18 protein-coding genes are annotated in these 16,011 nt (G+C 67.3%); 9 read left to right on the top strand and 9 right to left on the bottom strand.

The annotated features are described in order from the left end of the window. Positions 1–315: 315 nt before the first annotated feature. Positions 316–2,346: a M23 family metallopeptidase gene (locus ACWGRX_RS24660; protein ID WP_291639064.1), complete on the top strand. Its 2,031-nt coding sequence runs from the start codon at positions 316–318 to the stop codon at positions 2,344–2,346. A gap of 23 nt (positions 2,347–2,369) precedes the next feature. Continuing rightward, complete coding sequence (locus ACWGRX_RS24655) at positions 2,370–3,287, top strand: AEC family transporter (RefSeq protein ID WP_291639063.1); 918 nt, start codon at positions 2,370–2,372, stop codon at positions 3,285–3,287. A gap of 35 nt (positions 3,288–3,322) precedes the next feature. Here ACWGRX_RS24655 and gluQRS read toward each other — a convergent pair whose 3' ends face one another. Continuing rightward, positions 3,323–4,204 carry a tRNA glutamyl-Q(34) synthetase GluQRS gene (gene gluQRS / locus ACWGRX_RS24650; RefSeq protein WP_452119702.1) on the bottom strand — a complete coding sequence of 294 codons (882 nt, stop codon included), beginning with the start codon at positions 4,202–4,204 and terminating at the stop codon, positions 3,323–3,325. Between the two features lie 89 nt (positions 4,205–4,293). On the opposite strand from gluQRS, the gene ACWGRX_RS24645 reads away from it, so the two are divergent. Continuing rightward, the gene (locus ACWGRX_RS24645) at positions 4,294–4,935 is read left to right on the top strand and encodes a DNA-3-methyladenine glycosylase family protein (RefSeq protein WP_452119701.1); all 642 of its coding nucleotides are present in this window, start codon (positions 4,294–4,296) and stop codon (positions 4,933–4,935) included. Positions 4,936–5,143: 208 nt separating this feature from the next. On the opposite strand, the gene ACWGRX_RS24640 is transcribed toward ACWGRX_RS24645, so the two are convergent. Further along, positions 5,144–5,929, bottom strand: a complete 786-nt coding sequence (locus ACWGRX_RS24640) for an HpcH/HpaI aldolase family protein (protein ID WP_452119700.1) — start codon at positions 5,927–5,929, stop codon at positions 5,144–5,146. Between the two features lie 176 nt (positions 5,930–6,105). Then, positions 6,106–6,429 carry a DUF1476 domain-containing protein gene (locus ACWGRX_RS24635; protein WP_452119699.1) on the bottom strand — a complete coding sequence of 108 codons (324 nt, stop codon included), beginning with the start codon at positions 6,427–6,429 and terminating at the stop codon, positions 6,106–6,108. 341 nt (positions 6,430–6,770) lie between these two features. On the opposite strand from ACWGRX_RS24635, the gene purC reads away from it, so the two are divergent. The 4 genes from purC (at position 6,771) to purQ (ending at position 9,174) form a co-directional block, all read left to right on the top strand. After that, positions 6,771–7,565 (top strand): phosphoribosylaminoimidazolesuccinocarboxamide synthase, encoded by a 795-nt coding sequence (purC, locus tag ACWGRX_RS24630; RefSeq protein ID WP_291639058.1) that lies wholly within the window; start codon positions 6,771–6,773, stop codon positions 7,563–7,565. Between the two features lie 41 nt (positions 7,566–7,606). Then, positions 7,607–8,149, top strand: a complete 543-nt coding sequence (locus ACWGRX_RS24625; RefSeq protein ID WP_452119698.1) for a hypothetical protein — start codon at positions 7,607–7,609, stop codon at positions 8,147–8,149. An 82-nt stretch (positions 8,150–8,231) separates the two neighbouring features. Next, positions 8,232–8,474 (top strand): phosphoribosylformylglycinamidine synthase subunit PurS, encoded by a 243-nt coding sequence (gene purS / locus ACWGRX_RS24620; protein WP_452119697.1) that lies wholly within the window; start codon positions 8,232–8,234, stop codon positions 8,472–8,474. Positions 8,475–8,478: 4 nt separating this feature from the next. Continuing rightward, the gene (purQ, locus tag ACWGRX_RS24615; RefSeq protein WP_291639055.1) at positions 8,479–9,174 is read left to right on the top strand and encodes a phosphoribosylformylglycinamidine synthase subunit PurQ; all 696 of its coding nucleotides are present in this window, start codon (positions 8,479–8,481) and stop codon (positions 9,172–9,174) included. A gap of 146 nt (positions 9,175–9,320) precedes the next feature. On the opposite strand, the gene ACWGRX_RS24610 is transcribed toward purQ, so the two are convergent. From ACWGRX_RS24610 to ACWGRX_RS24595, 4 genes are all read right to left on the bottom strand, one after another. Continuing rightward, entirely contained in the window at positions 9,321–9,920 is a 600-nt protein-coding gene (locus ACWGRX_RS24610; protein ID WP_452119696.1) for a DsbE family thiol:disulfide interchange protein, read from the bottom strand. After that, positions 9,917–10,090, bottom strand: a complete 174-nt coding sequence (gene ccmD / locus ACWGRX_RS24605; RefSeq protein ID WP_452119695.1) for a heme exporter protein CcmD — start codon at positions 10,088–10,090, stop codon at positions 9,917–9,919. The genes ACWGRX_RS24610 and ccmD overlap by 4 nt, the downstream gene beginning before the upstream one ends. Continuing rightward, a complete protein-coding gene (locus ACWGRX_RS24600) occupies positions 10,090–10,848 on the bottom strand; it encodes a heme ABC transporter permease (protein ID WP_291639052.1) in 759 nt (252 codons plus the stop codon). Before ACWGRX_RS24600 ends, ccmD begins: the two co-directional genes overlap by 1 nt. Positions 10,849–10,954: 106 nt before the next feature. Continuing rightward, positions 10,955–11,197: a hypothetical protein gene (locus tag ACWGRX_RS24595; protein WP_291639051.1), complete on the bottom strand. Its 243-nt coding sequence runs from the start codon at positions 11,195–11,197 to the stop codon at positions 10,955–10,957. A 201-nt stretch (positions 11,198–11,398) separates the two neighbouring features. Between ACWGRX_RS24595 and ACWGRX_RS24590 the strand changes: the two genes are divergently transcribed. Beyond that, the gene (locus ACWGRX_RS24590) at positions 11,399–11,611 is read left to right on the top strand and encodes a hypothetical protein (RefSeq protein WP_291649741.1); all 213 of its coding nucleotides are present in this window, start codon (positions 11,399–11,401) and stop codon (positions 11,609–11,611) included. Between the two features lie 20 nt (positions 11,612–11,631). Here the strand turns inward: ACWGRX_RS24590 and ccmB are convergent, their stop codons facing one another. After that, positions 11,632–12,300, bottom strand: coding sequence for a heme exporter protein CcmB (ccmB, locus tag ACWGRX_RS24585; protein ID WP_291639049.1), 669 nt, complete (start codon positions 12,298–12,300; stop codon positions 11,632–11,634). After that, positions 12,297–12,893, bottom strand: coding sequence for a heme ABC exporter ATP-binding protein CcmA (gene ccmA / locus ACWGRX_RS24580; RefSeq protein ID WP_452119706.1), 597 nt, complete (start codon positions 12,891–12,893; stop codon positions 12,297–12,299). Before ccmA ends, ccmB begins: the two co-directional genes overlap by 4 nt. Positions 12,894–13,151: 258 nt before the next feature. Between ccmA and acnA the strand changes: the two genes are divergently transcribed. After that, the gene (acnA, locus tag ACWGRX_RS24575; RefSeq protein WP_452119694.1) at positions 13,152–15,851 is read left to right on the top strand and encodes an aconitate hydratase AcnA; all 2,700 of its coding nucleotides are present in this window, start codon (positions 13,152–13,154) and stop codon (positions 15,849–15,851) included. The last annotated feature ends 160 nt before the right edge of the window (positions 15,852–16,011 follow it).

The raw sequence follows: 16,011 nt of genomic DNA, 5'->3' as shown, positions 1-16,011 counted from the left end.
AAAACACCCAAACAACAAAAAACACCACAAAAACAACAGCTTAAGACAATCAACAAACACCCGGAAACAACACAACAGCCACTCACAACCCAAAATTCAGCACAGAAAGCCAAAATGCCGAACACTCGGCCTCGCCCGCAAAGGGCCGCATTCCCCCTGCACTGCCCTTTCAAGCAGGGCTGCCGGCCCGTCCGCCGGGGATAGATTTGATTCCCACGCGCGAGGCGGGCATGCTCGGCCTGGAATTCGACGGAGAATCTGCCGCCCGCGGCACCAGCCCGACGGGCGATCGATGGACTCGGCCAAGCTCACCTCATGAATGCTCCCCCCGAACTGAGATCCCCGCATGAGCCGCTGACGCCGGAAGCGGCGGCGCTGCTCGTCGATCTCGGCATCGATCCGCCGATCCAGCCGGCGGGCGCCTCGCCGGCCGGCCTGGACCGGCGCGGGGTGTCGCTGCGCTGGCTGTCGGCCTGCATGCTGGTCGGCTCCTGCGGCGCGGCCCTGCTCGGTGGCGCGATCCTCGTCGCGATGCGCGGCGACACCAGCTTCGCCGAACGTCCGGAGACGGTGACCACGCGCCAGGTCACAGGTCTCGGCGGCGGCGCCCGCAAGGGCGACAAGCTCGTGGCGGAACAGCCGATCGCCTCGGCCAGGCACAGCGCGCGCGCGCCGATGTCCCAGCGCGTCGGCGATCGCGAGGTGATCAAGGTCCGCCCCTATGTGCGCCTCGCCTCCAATCTCTCGCTGACCACTGGCGTCTATGCCACCAACATCCCGCCCTTCAATCCGCTGCGCCTGTTCGCCGAGGGCGCACCCGGCAGCGAGCGCTATGCCGAGCCGGTGACCGACCTGCCCGATGCCGATGTCTCGATCACCAAGCGCGATCTCGCCGAGCTGACCATCCAGGCGAGCAAGGCCAATCTGAGCGACGCCGAGGTGATCGCACAGATGGAGGAGGAGCGCGCCAACCTCGCCGCCAGCGACCGTCGCGCCGCCCTGCCGATCCCGCCGCAGCTGATGCTCAGCCGGACCCTCGGCCAGGGCGCCGCCGCTGCGAGCGCCGATCTACTCGGCTATGCGCCGGCGACCGACACCTCCTTCTCCGGGATCGAGGTCCGCGTCGTCCCGGAAAACGTCACCAATGCGCTGAAGGCGCCGATCGCCGCGACACGCGAACCGCTGGTCGAGGAGAAGCTGCTGATCACCCGCCGCGGCGAGAATTTCGAGACCGTGGTCCGCAATGCCGGCGCCAATCGCGACCAGATCATCTCGATGATCAACGCCTTCGGCGGCAAGGTGAAGATCGCCGCGCTGCCCGAGGGCCAGGTCCTGCAGGCCCTGTTCGCACCCGGGCCGCGGCCGGGCGACGCGCGCCAGATCGTCCGCATCGCCCTGCTCGATAATGGCCGCCCGGCCGCGATGGTCGCGATCAACGACAAGGGCGTCTTCACCCCCGTCGCACTGCCCAAGGCCGAGACGCTCGGCCCGCAGCAGAAGGCCCAGACCGGCAATGACGAGGAGGAGGAGGAAGAGGAGGACAGCGGCGGCACCGGCGCCCGGCTCTATGAGAGCCTGTACGAGACCGGGCTGCGCCATGACCTGCCGCGCGCCCTGATCGACGAGCTCGTCCGCATCTTCTCCTATGATCTCGATTTCCAGCAGCGCGTCCGCGGCGGCGACAGCCTCGAGGTGATCTTCACCGACGAGGACGAGGGCGAGCGCGCCGAAATTCTCTCGGCCTCGCTCACCATCGGCGGCGAAACCCGGCAGGTCTTCCGCTATCAGGCTCCCGAGGACGGGCTGATCGACTTCTTCGATCCGGACGGACGCTCGCTGAAGAAGTTCCTGTTGCGCAAGCCGATCAGCGATGCCGAGATGCGCTCGGGCTTCGGCATGCGCTACCACCCGATCATGCGCTATTCGAAGATGCATACCGGCGTCGACTGGGCCAACAAGATCGGTACGCCGATCCTGGCGGCGGGCAACGGCACGGTGATCAAGGCCGAATGGGATTCCGGCTATGGCCGACGCATCGAGATCCAGCACGCCAATGGCTACGTCACCAGCTATTCGCACCAGTCGGCCTTCGCCAAGGGCATCGCGCCCGGCGTCAAGGTCCGCCAGGGCCAGGTGATCGGCTTCCTCGGCAACACCGGCCTCTCGACCGGCCCGCATCTGCACTACGAGGTCATGGTCAACGGCAATTTCGTCAACCCGATGAAGATCAAGGTGCCCCGCGGGCGTGAGCTCGACGGCCGCGCGCTCGCCGAATTCAAGCGCCAGCGCGACGAAGTCCTGGGACTGATCGTGCGGGCCGGAGGCCAGACCGCGCAGGCGCGCTGAGCCGGCTCCGGGGCCTGACGCCGATGCTCGCCGCGCTGCTGACCGTCCTGCCCGTCTTCGGCCTGATCGCGCTCGGCTATGGCGCGCGCTGGACCCGGATCCTGCGCGAAAGCACCGGCGAGGGGCTCTCGGATTTCGTCTTCGTCCTCGCCGTGCCCTGCCTGCTGTTCAAGACGCTGGCGACCGCGGCGATCCCCGCCGCGCAGCCCTGGGGCTACTGGATCTCCTATTTCACCGGGCTTGCCGTCGTCTGGCTCATCGCCCAGCTGGTGGCGAGCCGCGTCTTCGGGCGCAAAGGCCCCGAACTCGTCGTCTCCGGCTTCGCCGCCGCCCAGTCGAACACGGTCTTCGTCGGCATACCGATGATCCTGAAAGCCTATGGCGAGGCCGGCGCGGTGCCGCTCGGATTGCTGCTCGTCATCCATCTGCCGGTGACCATGACCGTCGCCACCGTGCTGGCCGAGGGACGCGCAGCCTCGTTCGGCCTCATGCTCCGACGCTTGTTCATGCACCCGCTGATCCTCGGCATCCTGCTCGGCGCCGCAGTGCGCCCGGTCGTTACGCATGTGCCGGCACCGCTCTGGACGATCATCGATCTGATTGCCGCGACGGCGGTTCCCTGCGCGCTGATCAGCCTCGGCATCGCGCTCCACCGCTACGGCCTGGCCTCGGGCATCGGCCTGCCGGTGGTCCTGAGCGGGCTCAAGCTGGTCGTGCATCCACTGATCGTGCTGATACTGGCGACGAAAGTCTTTGCGATGCCGCCGGTCTGGGCCGGAGTCGCGGTGCTGTTCGCCGCCTGCCCCTGCGGGGTCAACGCCTATCTCTTCGCCGAGCGCTATCGCCAGGGCATGGCCGATGCCTCGAGTGCCATCGCGCTCTCGACCGCGCTCTCGCTCTTCACCACGATCTTCTGGCTGAGCTGGCTCGGCGCGACCTGAGGCGAGCGCTCGGATGATCTCGGCCGGTCGGCGATTCACGTGAAACCGAGCTGCCGGCGGATCGCGGCAGGCGTCACCCCTTGGGCCCGCAGATCGGCGAGCCCCGGCGACTGCCGGCTCTTGGCCAGCTTCTGACCGGTCTCGTCGGCCAGAAGCCGGTGGAAGTGGTAGAGCGGCACGGCCAAGCCGAGCAGGCGCTGCAGCATGAGATGGATCGCGGTCGCCGCCTCGAGATCGCGGCCGCGCACGACATGGCTGACGCCCTGCAGCGCATCGTCGACCACGACGGCGAGGTGATAGCTCGTCGGTGCGTCCTTGCGGGCGAGCACGACATCGCCCCAGCGCGCCGGATCCACGGCGATCCGCCGCACTGCTCCTTCGGCATCGAAGACGGAATAGGAGAGATCCGCGCCCGTGCATGCGAGCGCGCGATCCATGGCCAGGCGCAGCACATGCGGCTCGCCGGCCGCGATCCGCCCACGCTGCTCCGCTCCGGACAGGTTGCGGCAGCATCCGGGATAGAGCGGCGCGCCATCGGGATCGCGCGGCCAGGGCTCGCCGGTTTCGGCTTCGCGCCGGGCGACCGCCTGCTTCACATCCTGCCGCGAGCAGAAGCAGGGATAGATCAGCCCCATCTCCTGCAGCTGTGCCAGCGCGCTGCGGTAATCGTAGAAATGCTCCGACTGGCGCCGAACCGCGCCGTCGAAATGCAGGCCGAGCCAGGCGAGATCGTCATGGATGCCCTGCTCGAATTCCGGCCGGCAGCGCGCGAGGTCGATATCCTCGATCCGCAGCAGCAGCCGCCCGCCGAAAGCGGCGGCCAGGCGGGCATTGGTCAGCGCCGAGAGCGCGTGGCCGAGATGCAGCCGCCCGTTCGGGCTCGGTGCGAAACGGAAAACGGGAGGGGACTTCGCCATCGCCTCCTGTCTATGGTCGGAGCCGAGCGTCGCCAAGCCCGCACCCTCCTGACAGGATCGGCGCCAGCCTGCACCCTAGATTGCCCACCATGCCGAGAATCACCTGCGACGCCGATCTCGAAGAGGGCATGGCCGCCCTCGCCGCCCTCGACCCGGCCTGGGAGCCGATCATTGCGCGCACCGGCATCCCGCCGCTACGCCGGCGCGAGAGCGGCTTTGCCAGCCTCGCCTCGATCATCGTCTCGCAGCAGCTTTCGGTCGCCAGCGCCCGCGCCGTCTGGGCAAGGCTGGAAGGCGTGTTCGCCCCGCTGACGCCGGAGCGAGTCCTGTTCGCGAGCGATGAGGAGATGCGGCTGTCGGGCCTGTCACGGCCGAAGCAGAAGACCTTGCGCGCCGTCGCCGCCGCGATCGCCGAAGGCCGCCTCGACCTCGCCGGACTAGAAACGGCGACGCCCGAATTCGTGCATGAGCACATGACAGCCGTCTCGGGCATCGGGCCGTGGACGGCGGATGTCTATCTGCTGTTCTGCCTCGGCCACCGTGACGGCTTCGCCGCCGGCGACCTCGCCGTGCAGGAAGCGGCGAAGCTCGCTTTCGGGCTGGCCGTCCGGCCGAAACCGACCGAGCTCCTCGCTCTGGCAGAGGCCTGGCGGCCCTGGCGCGGCGTCGCGGCCCGCTTGCTCTGGGCCTATTACGCCGCGCTCAAGGCGCGCGAAGGCGTCAACGCCTAGATCACCGCGCATCCGTCCGGACGCGGCCACGGTGATCTATCCCATTGTTATCGCATCGTAATTTTCCGAAAAGTGGAGTCCACTTTTCCGTCCGATGCCATAGGCGTGTTTTCGAGCGAAGTGGCCGCCGGCTCGCGTGACGAGAAAGCGATGAGCAGAAACCTGGACCGCTCCCGCGCTTGTTCGAGGCGCGGGAGTGGTCGGGCTTTCAGCCCTTGATCACCTTGAGAGCCGCCTGGCTGGCGGCACGCAGCAGGCCGGTATCGCTCATCACCGTCACCAGTCTTGCACCGAGCTCGACGCCCTGCTTGGCGCGCTCGGCGCTCGCCGCATAGAAGGCGACCGGCTTCTTCACCGCGTTCGCCCGCGCCACGATATGGCGCAGCGCGTCGTCGACCTCCTTGGCCGAGGCGTTGACCGAGGTACCGCCCGATAGCGCGATCGACAGATCCGACGGGCCGACGAAGAGCGCGTCGATGCCGTCGATGGCGAGAATGTCGTCGACGATCGCCATCGCCTCGCGCGTCTCGATCATCGCGAAGGTCAGCGAGAAATCATTGGCCTGCCTGAGATAGCCGTTCTGGTCGAGGCCGGAGGCGCCGAGGCCGCCATAGCTGCCCCAGCTGCGCTCGCCGAGCGGCGGATACTTGGCATAGGCCGCGAGACGGCGGGCATCCTCGATCGTGTTGATCATCGGCGCGATCACGCCGGACGCGCCGGAATCGAACAGCTTCGAGACGTTCTGGAACTCGCCGACCGCGATGCGGGCGAGAGCGGGCTTGCCGGCGGCATTGATCAGCGGGATCGCCCGGATGACCTCGCCGAGCGTGATCGGGCCGTGCTGCATGTCGAGCGTGACCGCATCGAAATCTTCCTGCGCCAGGATCGCGGCGATGCTCGGGTCCGGCAGGCCGCACCAGGCGGAAAGCAGCGTCTCACCCTTGGCGAGACGGTCTGCGAGCGAGGAGAGCACGGTCGGCTTGGTGGCGGTCATCGGGCAGCTTCATCCGGTTGCGGCCGCTCTTCGTCGGCGGCACGCTGAAACTGGACCCAATCGCAGGCCAAAGGCAAACCATCCGGCATGCGCCCGGCTCGGGGACGCCTTGCGAATCGCGCGCCTTTCCCCACCGGCAGCCGCGCCTGCCCGGCGCGGCGCCGTGGCGAGGCGCTTCAGCGCCCGGCCTGAATCTCTTCGGCCGCCCGGAGCAGCAGATCCTGCATGACCTGACGGATCTCGCTGTCGCCGGCCGCGACATTGCCGGCCGCAAAATCGGCCTTGACCTTACGCACCACGTCCTCGTCGCCGGCCTCCTCGAAATCGGCCAGAACGACCGACTTGGCATAGGCCTCGGCGTCGGCGCCGCTCTTGCCGAGCTTGTCGGCGGCCCAGAGGCCGAGCAGCTTGTTGCGGCGGGCCATCGCCTTGAAGCGCAGTTCCTCGTCATGCGCGAACTTGTTCTCGAAAGCATCCTTGCGCTGGTCGAATGTCGCCATGACGGTTCTGGTCCTCTCCGGAATCGCGGGGTTTGCGGCAGATCGGCCGATCTCGGCCTTCCTCGCCATATAGAATGCGCCAGCCGATGCGGCTAGGGGCGAGCGCGCCGCGGGCCGGCCGCACAGATTTCGAGACGCCCCGGCGCGCTTTGTTGCGTTTGCGGCGCGAAAGGCCCATATAGCGCGAAGCGCGGCAGACTCCTCAGGAAGCGAGCGCGCGAGAACCAGCCGGACCGGCGCGTTAGGATCGAACTCGAAAGAGCCACGGGATTGCGCGACAGCGTGCTGAACAGGGCCAAGATCCCGCCGCGGGAAACCGCGACCAGAGAGAGGCCGACCCATTGGATTTCCTCAAGCCACGGTATATCCCGATGAACCGCCGCCGTCGCATTTACGAAGGCAAGGCGAAGGTCCTGTACGAAGGACCTGAGCCCGGAACGCTCATCCAGCATTTCAAGGATGACGCGACCGCCTTCAACGCCAAAAAGCATGAAGTGATCGACGGCAAGGGCGTCCTGAACAACCGGATTTCCGAGTACATCTTCACGAACCTCAACGATATCGGCGTCCCCACGCATTTCATCCGCCGGCTGAACATGCGCGAGCAGCTGATTCGCGAGGTCGAGATCATTCCGCTCGAGGTCGTGGTCCGCAACGTCGCGGCCGGCTCGCTGTCGACCAAGCTCGGCCTCGAGGAAGGCACGCAGCTGCCGCGCTCGATCATCGAGTTCTATTACAAGAACGACGCGCTGAACGACCCGATGGTCTCGGAAGAGCACATCACCGCCTTCGGCTGGGCGACGCCGCAGGAGATCGACGACATCATGGCGCTCGCCATCCGCGTCAATGATTTCCTCTCCGGCCTGTTCCTCGGCGCCGGCATCCGCCTCGTCGACTTCAAGATGGAGTGCGGGCGCCTCTGGGAAGGCGACATGATGCGCATCGTCGTCGCCGACGAGATCAGCCCGGATTCCTGCCGGCTCTGGGACATCAAGTCGAAGGACAAGATGGACAAGGACCGCTTCCGCCGCGACATGGGCGGGCTGATCGAGGCCTATACCGAGGTGGCCCGCCGCCTCGGCATCATGGGCGAGAACGAGAAAACCGGCCCGGCCGGGCCGCGCCTGGTGCAGTGAGCGCCGGGATCGCTGTCGAACCGACATCGAAACGGGGGCGCTTGCGCTCCCGTTTGCGTTTCGGCGCCCTGGCACTGGCGGTCGTGCTGCTCGCCGGCTGTGCCGACCATTTCGGGCCCGGCCTGGTCCAGCTCGCTGCCGGCCGCGGCTGGGAGCCTCTGCCGATCCAGAGCTGGGTCGTCAATGACGGCATTACCCCGAAGGCGATCGTCTATTGCCCGCCGGAGGATTGCATCCGCCCCGGCGTCGCCGCCTTGCTGAGCTTCGAAGGGCGCCGCGCCGTCGAGATCGAGCGCGCGCTGGCATCGGACCCAGCAAGGCTGGCGCGGGCCTTCACCGCCTCGGCAACGCGCGGCAAGGACAAGAAACCGGCCAGGCCGGCGAGCACCACCACCGTCTCGCGCTTCAAGCTCGACGGCACCAGCGGCATCCAGGTCGAGATCCGCGCCAGGGAGGGCCACCGCCTCGCCTCGACCGCGATCCTCTATGCCCGCAAGGACAAGGTGCTGTCGCTCGCCATCGCCGTCACCAATGATTCGCAGGCCGCCCGCGACTATGCCCGCGCCACCTGGGAAAGCCGTTGAAGCGGCGTCCTGGACCAGCAAAGAGTTGAGCCGGCGCCGATTCACGGCTAAGCCACCGCCAAACTTCCGACCGGAGATCAAGATGAAAGCCCGCGTCACCGTCACCCTCAAGACCGGCGTGCTCGATCCGCAGGGCAAGGCCATCGAGGGTGCGCTCAAATCCCTCGGCATCGCCGGCGTCGGCTCGGTACGCCAGGGCAAGGTCTTCGACATCGAGCTCGCCGACACCGACAAGGCCGCGGCCGAGGAGACCCTCAAGGCCGCCTGCGAGAAGCTGCTCGCCAATACGGTGATCGAGAACTACCGCGTCGAGATCGGGGTCTGAGCCGATGAAAGCCGCCGTCATCACCTTTCCGGGCTCCAACCGCGATGGCGACGTCGCCAAGGCTCTGAAGCAGGCCGGCGCCAGCGTCGCGCATGTCTGGCATGGCGACCACGAGCTGCCGGCCGGGACCGACCTCGTCGTGCTGCCCGGCGGCTTTTCCTATGGCGACTATCTGCGCTGCGGCGCCATTGCCGGCCGCGCCCACATCATGGACGCGACGCGGGCCCATGCGGCGCGCGGCGGCCTCGTGCTCGGCATCTGCAACGGCTTCCAGATCGCCTGCGAATCCGGCCTGCTGCCGGGCGTGCTCGCTCGCAACGCCAATCTGAAATTCGTCTGCAAGCGCCAGCATCTGCGCGTCGAGCGCAACGACACCGCCTTCACCTCCGCCTATGCCAAGGGGCAGGTGATCGATGTCTGCATCGCCCATGGCGAAGGCAACTATATCTGCGATGCCGAGACGCTTGCCCGGCTCGAAGGCGAGGGCCTCGTCGCCTTCCGCTATTGCGATGCCGAGGGCCAGATCACGGCCGAGGCGGATCCGAACGGCTCGCTCAACCACATCGCCGGCATCTATTCGCCGAAGCGCAATGTGCTCGGCCTGATGCCGCATCCGGAGAACCTGATCGACGGGCTGGTCGGCGGCACCGACGGGCGCGGCATGTTCGAGAGCCTGGTCAACGGCCGGAAGGCGGCCTGACGCCTCGCATCATAATCCAGGGGGAGCGAGGACACGGAGCCGCGCCCCATGGAGACCGTTGTTTCGAGAAAGCTGCGCTCGTCGCAGCTTTTTTCGTTTCAAGGCAGGCTTCAGCAGCCCGGCGCGAACCACGGCGCTGACGCGCCTCACTTCGCCAGAGCAGTCGCCTTGGCCAGCAGCCGGGCGGCGCTCTCGCCGGTCAGCGCCCCGACATGCTTGTCGACGATGCGGCCGTCCGGGCCGATCAGGAAGGTCTCGGGCACGCCATAGACGCCCCATTCGATCGCGGCGCGGCCAGGACGATCGACCCCGACGGCCGAATAGGGATTGCCGAGCGCGCCGAGGAAGCGTCGGGCATTCTCGGCCTCGTCCTTGTAGTTCATGCCGACCAGCACGACCTTGCCCTGCTTGACCGCAGGCGACTCGCCCATCGCGACCAGGAAGGGATGCTCGACCCGGCAGGGCGCGCACCAGCTGGCGAAGACGTTGACGATCGTCGCCTTGCCCTTGGCGAGGTCGGCCATGCCGAAGGCCGGCACCGGCTTGCCGTCGCGCTGCAGCCCTTCCAGCTCGGTCAGCGTTACGGCCGGCGCCGGCTTGCCGATCAGCGCCGAGGGCACCTTGCTGGCATCGCCGGAGAACAGGCCCGCCAGGAAGACCAGCGCCAGCGCCCCGAACAGGATGAGCGGTATGGCGAAGAGCCAGGGCGAGCGCCTGGCCGGAGCTTCAGCGGAGGTCTCGCTCATGACGTCTTCCGTTCTAAGCGGCGGCCGATGCCCTGCTGCTCCAGCAGCGCCAGCGCGCGGCGCTGGGCCCGGCGGTCGAGCAGGATCAGGGCGGCGAGGCCGCACAGGATCAGGCCCGAGGCCAGATAAGCGGCGAGGATGAAACCGCCATGAGGGCCTAGTTCGAGCATCATTCCGCCGCCTGCAGGGACAACCGGTCAAGGCGCTCCGCCTCGAGGATCTTCAGGGTCCGCACCCGCCGGCGCAGCAGTTCCGCCTGCATCGCCACCGCGTGCAGCCACAGCGCCGCGAGCGTGAAGCCGACGGCCAGGATCAGCAGCGGCCAGAGCATCGAAGTATGGATGGTCGGCCCACTCAGCCGCAGCACTGAGGCCGGCTGGTGCAGGGTGCTCCACCAGTCGACCGAAAACTTGATGATCGGGATGTTGACGCTGCCGACCAGCGTCAGGATCGCGACCGCGCGTCCGGCACGCGAGGGCTCGTCAATGGCGCGCCTGAGGGCGATGACGCCGAGATAGAGCAGGAACAACACCAGCATGGAGGTCAGCCGTGCGTCCCAGACCCAGTAGGTCCCCCACATCGGCTTGCCCCAGAACGAGCCGGTGAGCAGGCAGATCAGCGCGAAGGCGGCCCCGATCGGCGCCGCCGCCTGCTGCGCGACATCGGCGAGCGGGTGGCGCCAGATCAGCACGCCGAGCGCCGAGCACGCCATCATCGAATAGAACATCATCGCCAGCCAGGCGGCCGGCACATGCAGATACATGATGCGGATGGTCTCGCCCTGCTGGTAATCGGCCGGAGCGACGAACCAGGCGAGATAGAAGCCGACGAGCAGCAACAGCACCGCGATGCCGGCGACCCAGGGCAGCAGCACATTCGAAAGGCGCATGAAGCGCGCCGGATTGGCCAGTTCGATCAGGCTTGCCATGGGCTCGCGCTAGAGGACGATGCTCTTCTTTCGACCAGAGAGCATGTAGCAATCGCCGGCCCGGCTCACAATCCGGCCTAGCAGCCTGCGACGTTAGGGCCGGCGGCTAGGCCTCGTCCTTGTCCAGTGAATCGTTGGCACCGCTTTTGTCGACCACGCCGAAACTGCCGGAACGCACGCCTTCGCCCGCGACGGTAAAGCCCTCGGCGAGCAGGCCGCGGCGCAGCAATTCGCGCACTGCGGCCGCTCGGCTCGGCATGCGCTTCTCGAAGCGCCAATTCTCGACGGCACGCAGTTCCTCGGCGCTGAGCATGATCTGCAGCCGCTCGCCGCGTTCGAGATCCGACATGGCGCCCCCCGCGACGCTACGAATGAGTAACTGACGATATAGGCGCAGAATGCACATTCACAACCAGAAGGGCAATCGGCAGCAGCGGTGGCTCATACTGGCAAGGCAGCGTCGGCACAACCTACTAACCATTTGAAATATTTCATTTTTATTGCACCTCTCGCCAAAGTGGCCTAGCCTTGCCGGCAGGAGGGTGTTCCCATGCTCATGAAGCTTTCCGCGCCTATGCAGCGCGATGTCGAGGCGACCGTTCGCCTGCGGGCTGGTGAATCCCGAGTGCTCGACGTCTTCGCCGTCGCCGAGGAAGTACAGCTGCGCTTCAATGGCGATAATGTCGCGCTGGAGGATATCGCCGCGGTCGTCATGCAGCTCGCCGCCCAGAGCGGTTGCGCGCTCGAGCTCGACGAAGCCTGACCGCCGAGCCCTTTGCAGGGCTACTCCGACTGCCGCAGCGCAGCCGCGGCGGCGATGCTGCCGACCACGATCGCAGAAAGCGTGATCGCTCCGAGGATCAGCAGCGGCGTGCCGGCCGGCAGCGGGCCGCCGCGCGCGGCATCCACCGCCGAGACGCCGAAGATCAGCACCGGCACCGTCAGCGGCGCGACGATCACCGGCAGGATCAGCCCGCCGCGGCGCAGGCTCGCGGTCAAAGCAGCGGCCGAGGCGCCGATGAAGCTCAGCGCCGGCGTTCCGACTATGAGGCTCGCGACCAGCGGCAGGATCGCCTCGGCCGGCAAGGCGACGAGCAGGCCGAGCAGCGGCGCGGCCAGCGCCAGCGGCAGCCCGGTGGTCAGCCAATGCGCCAGTCCCTTGGCGAACACGCTAAGCTCGAGCGGCAGCGGCGAGGCCCGCATCAGTTCGAGCGAGCCGTCCTCCTCATCGGCCTGAAACAGCCGGTCGAGCCCGATCAGGGTTGAGAGCAGTGCTCCCAGCCAGAGAATGGCCGGGCCGATGCGCGAGAGCAGGTTGAGATCCGGCCCGAGCGCGAAGGGCACCAGCACGACCATGGTCAGGAAGAAGACCAATGCGAGCTCGCCGCCGCCGCCAGCCCGGGCTGCCAGAGCAAGGTCGCGCCTGAGCACGGCGAAGAAAGCCCGCCTCACGGCCCGATCCTGAGTTCGCGCGCGGCATCGATGCCGAGCGGCCCATGCGTCGCCGCCAGGATCGCCCCGCCCGCCGCAAGATGCGCCTGCATCAGCCCGACCAGCATCGCCTGCGCATTGACGTCGAGCGCCGCCGCCGGCTCGTCGAGCAGCCAGAGCGGCCGCGCTGCGACGAGAAGCCGGGCCAGTGCCACACGCCGCCTCTGCCCGGCCGAGAGATAACCGACCGGCAGCGCGCCGACATGCGGCAGACCTACCGCTTCCAGCGCCTGTTCCGGCGTCGCGGCCGCGCCGCCGAGCAGATCCTGGGCGAAACGCAGATTCTCCTTCGCCGTCAGCGCGCTCTTAAGCCCGTCGCGATGGCCGACGAGATGGGCCGCCTCGGTCAGCGGTGTCTCGTCCAGCCCTTCGAGCCGGATCGTACCCGCCTCCGGGCGCAGGCGGCCGCAGAGCATGGCGATGAGGCTCGACTTGCCGGCGCCGTTGCGCCCGGTCAGCGCCAGCGCCTCGCCATTGCCGAGCCGGAAGCCGACTCCCTCGAAGATCAGCCGCCCGCCGCGCCGGCAGACGAGGCCCTCGGCGCTCAATGTCAGGGTCTGATGCGAAATCTGCGTCACGAAACCCGCGCTTTTCCTCGAACATGCCGGCCCTCGCGGAGCGCGCATCGACCCTGTAGCGGCCTTCTTGGAATTGATCTATAGAACCCGTGGCTACGCCGCACGCCGATCCGGCGCGGGGCTCGGGCACTCCCGGGGCGGCGCGCGCGTCATGCGCAATAGGCCTTCGACCGGCTGATTCCGCAAGGGTCTCCGGCTCGCGACCGCAACCCCTTGATCAGGATGTAAGCCGATATGGCCTCGCTCGATTCCTTTAAATGTCGTCGTACGCTCACTGCGGGCGGCAAGACCTACACCTATTATTCGCTGCCCGACGCCGAGGCGAACGGCCTGACCGGCATCTCCCGCCTGCCCTTCTCGATGAAGGTGCTGCTCGAGAACCTGCTGCGCTTCGAGGACGGTCGCTCCGTCACCAAGGCCGATATCGAGGCCTTCGTCGCCTGGGCCGATGACAAGGGCAAGGCCGGCAAGGAGATCGGCTTCCGCCCCGCCCGCGTGCTGATGCAGGACTTCACCGGCGTTCCCGCCGTCGTCGATCTCGCCGCGATGCGCGACGGCGTCGTGGCGCTCGGCGGCGACCCGGCCAAGATCAACCCGCTCGTCCCGGTCGACCTCGTCATCGACCATTCGGTGATCGTCGACGAGTTCGGCACCCCCAAGGCGCTCGCGCAGAACGTCGAGCTCGAATACGAGCGCAACGAGGAGCGCTACAAGTTCCTGAAATGGGGCCAGGGCGCCTTCGACAATTTCCGCGTCGTCCCGCCCGGCACCGGCATCTGCCACCAGGTGAACCTCGAATACCTCGCCCAGACCGTCTGGACCCGCACCGAGACGATCGACGGCGTCGAGGTCGAGGTCGCCTATCCCGACACCGTGGTCGGCACCGATTCGCACACCACCATGGTCAACGGCCTCGCCGTTCTCGGCTGGGGCGTCGGCGGCATCGAGGCGGAAGCCGCCATGCTCGGCCAGCCGCAGTCCATGCTCCTGCCCGAGGTCATCGGCTTCAAGCTGACCGGCTCGCTGCGCGAGGGCATCACCGCGACCGACCTCGTGCTCACCGTCACCCAGATGCTGCGCAAGAAGGGCGTCGTCGGCAAGTTCGTCGAGTTCTTCGGCCCCGGCCTCTACAATCTGACGCTGGCCGACCGCGCCACCATCGCCAATATGGGCCCGGAATACGGCGCGACCTGCGGCTTCTTCCCGGTCGATAGCGAAACCATCGACTATCTCACCACGACCGGCCGCAAGTCGGACCGGATCGCCCTGGTCGAGGCCTACAGCAAGGCGCAGGGCCTGTTCGCCACGCCCGAGACCGCCGATCCGATCTTCACCGACACGCTCGAACTCGATCTCTCGACGGTGCAGCCCTCGATGGCCGGCCCGAAGCGCCCCGAGGGCCGCGTCGACCTCTCCGCCGTCAAGGCCGGCTTCGCCGCCGCCATGGAGACCGAGTACAAGAAGGCCGCCGAGATCGCCCGCCGCGTCCCGGTCGAGGGCAAGCCCTTCGATCTCGGCCATGGCGACGTCGTGATCGCCGCCATCACCTCCTGCACCAATACCTCCAACCCGTCGGTGCTGATGGCCGCGGGCCTGCTCGCCCGCAAGGCGGTCGAGAAGGGGCTTTCGGTAAAGCCCTGGGTCAAGACCTCGCTGGCGCCCGGCTCGCAGGTCGTCGCCGAATATCTCGCGAAGTCCGGCCTGCAGACCGATCTCGACGCGCTCGGCTTCAACCTGGTCGGCTTCGGCTGCACCACCTGCATCGGCAATTCCGGCCCGCTGCCGGCGCCGATCTCCAAGGCGATCAACGAGCAGGGCCTGATCGCCGGCGCCGTGATCTCCGGCAACCGCAACTTCGAGGGCCGCGTCTCCCCCGACGTGCAGGCGAACTATCTCGCCTCGCCGCCGCTGGTCGTCGCCTATGCCCTCGCCGGCTCGGTGCAAATGGACCTGACCAAGGAGCCGCTCGGCACCGGCAAGGACGGCCAGCCGGTCTATCTCAAGGACATCTGGCCCTCCAACAAGGAGATCCAGAGCTTCATCCAGCAGAACGTCACCCGCGCGATGTTCGAGGCCAAATATGCCGACGTCTTCAAGGGCGACGCGCATTGGCAGGCGGTGGATGCGCCCAAGAGCCAGACCTATGCCTGGGACGACAAGTCGACCTATGTGCAGAACCCGCCCTATTTCCAGGGCATGAGCCGCAAGCCGGCGGCAGTCACCGACATCCAGGGTGCGCGCATCCTCGGCCTGTTCGGCGACAAGATCACCACCGACCACATCTCCCCGGCCGGCTCGATCAAGGCCGCCTCGCCGGCAGGCAAGTACCTGATCGACAACGGCGTCGCCGTCGCCGACTTCAACCAGTACGGCACCCGGCGTGGCAACCATGAGGTGATGATGCGCGGCACCTTCGCCAATATCCGCATCCGCAACCACATGATGGGGCCGAACGGGCGCGAAGGCGGCTACACCATCCACTATCCCAGCAAGGAAGAGCTGCCGATCTACGACGCGGCGATGCGCTATGCGGCCGAGAAGGTGCCGCTGGTGATCTTCGCCGGCGTCGAATACGGCAACGGCTCCTCGCGCGACTGGGCGGCCAAGGGCACCAACCTGCTCGGCGTCAAGGCCGTGATCGCCCAGAGCTTCGAGCGCATCCACCGCTCGAACCTGGTCGGCATGGGCGTGGTCCCGTTCACCCTGGCCGAGGGCACGAGCTGGGCCTCGCTCGACCTCAAGGGCGACGAGACCGTGACCATCAAGGGCCTCGCCACCGTCAAGCCGCGCCAGATGCTCGAGGCGGAGATCACCTCGGCCGACGGCAAGGTCAAGAAGGTGCCGATCCTCTGCCGCATCGATACGCTGGACGAGCTCGACTACTTCAAGAACGCCGGCATCCTGCACTACGTGCTGCGCGGCATCGCCGCCTGAGCCGAAACGCCGGGACCGCAAGGTCTCGGCGAAGACTTCTCGGCAAAGACTTGGCGGCGACTTGCCCGCCCCTCGGAACGCCCGGTTTGCAGACCGGGCGTTCTGTTCTTGCAGCGCCTCACGGTTGTCCAATTCTGCACCGAGGTGTAAGGGGGCGATC

Source organism: Allobosea sp. NPDC055594 (assembly GCF_053618995.1).
This window is presented reverse-complemented; position numbering and strand designations above follow the sequence as displayed.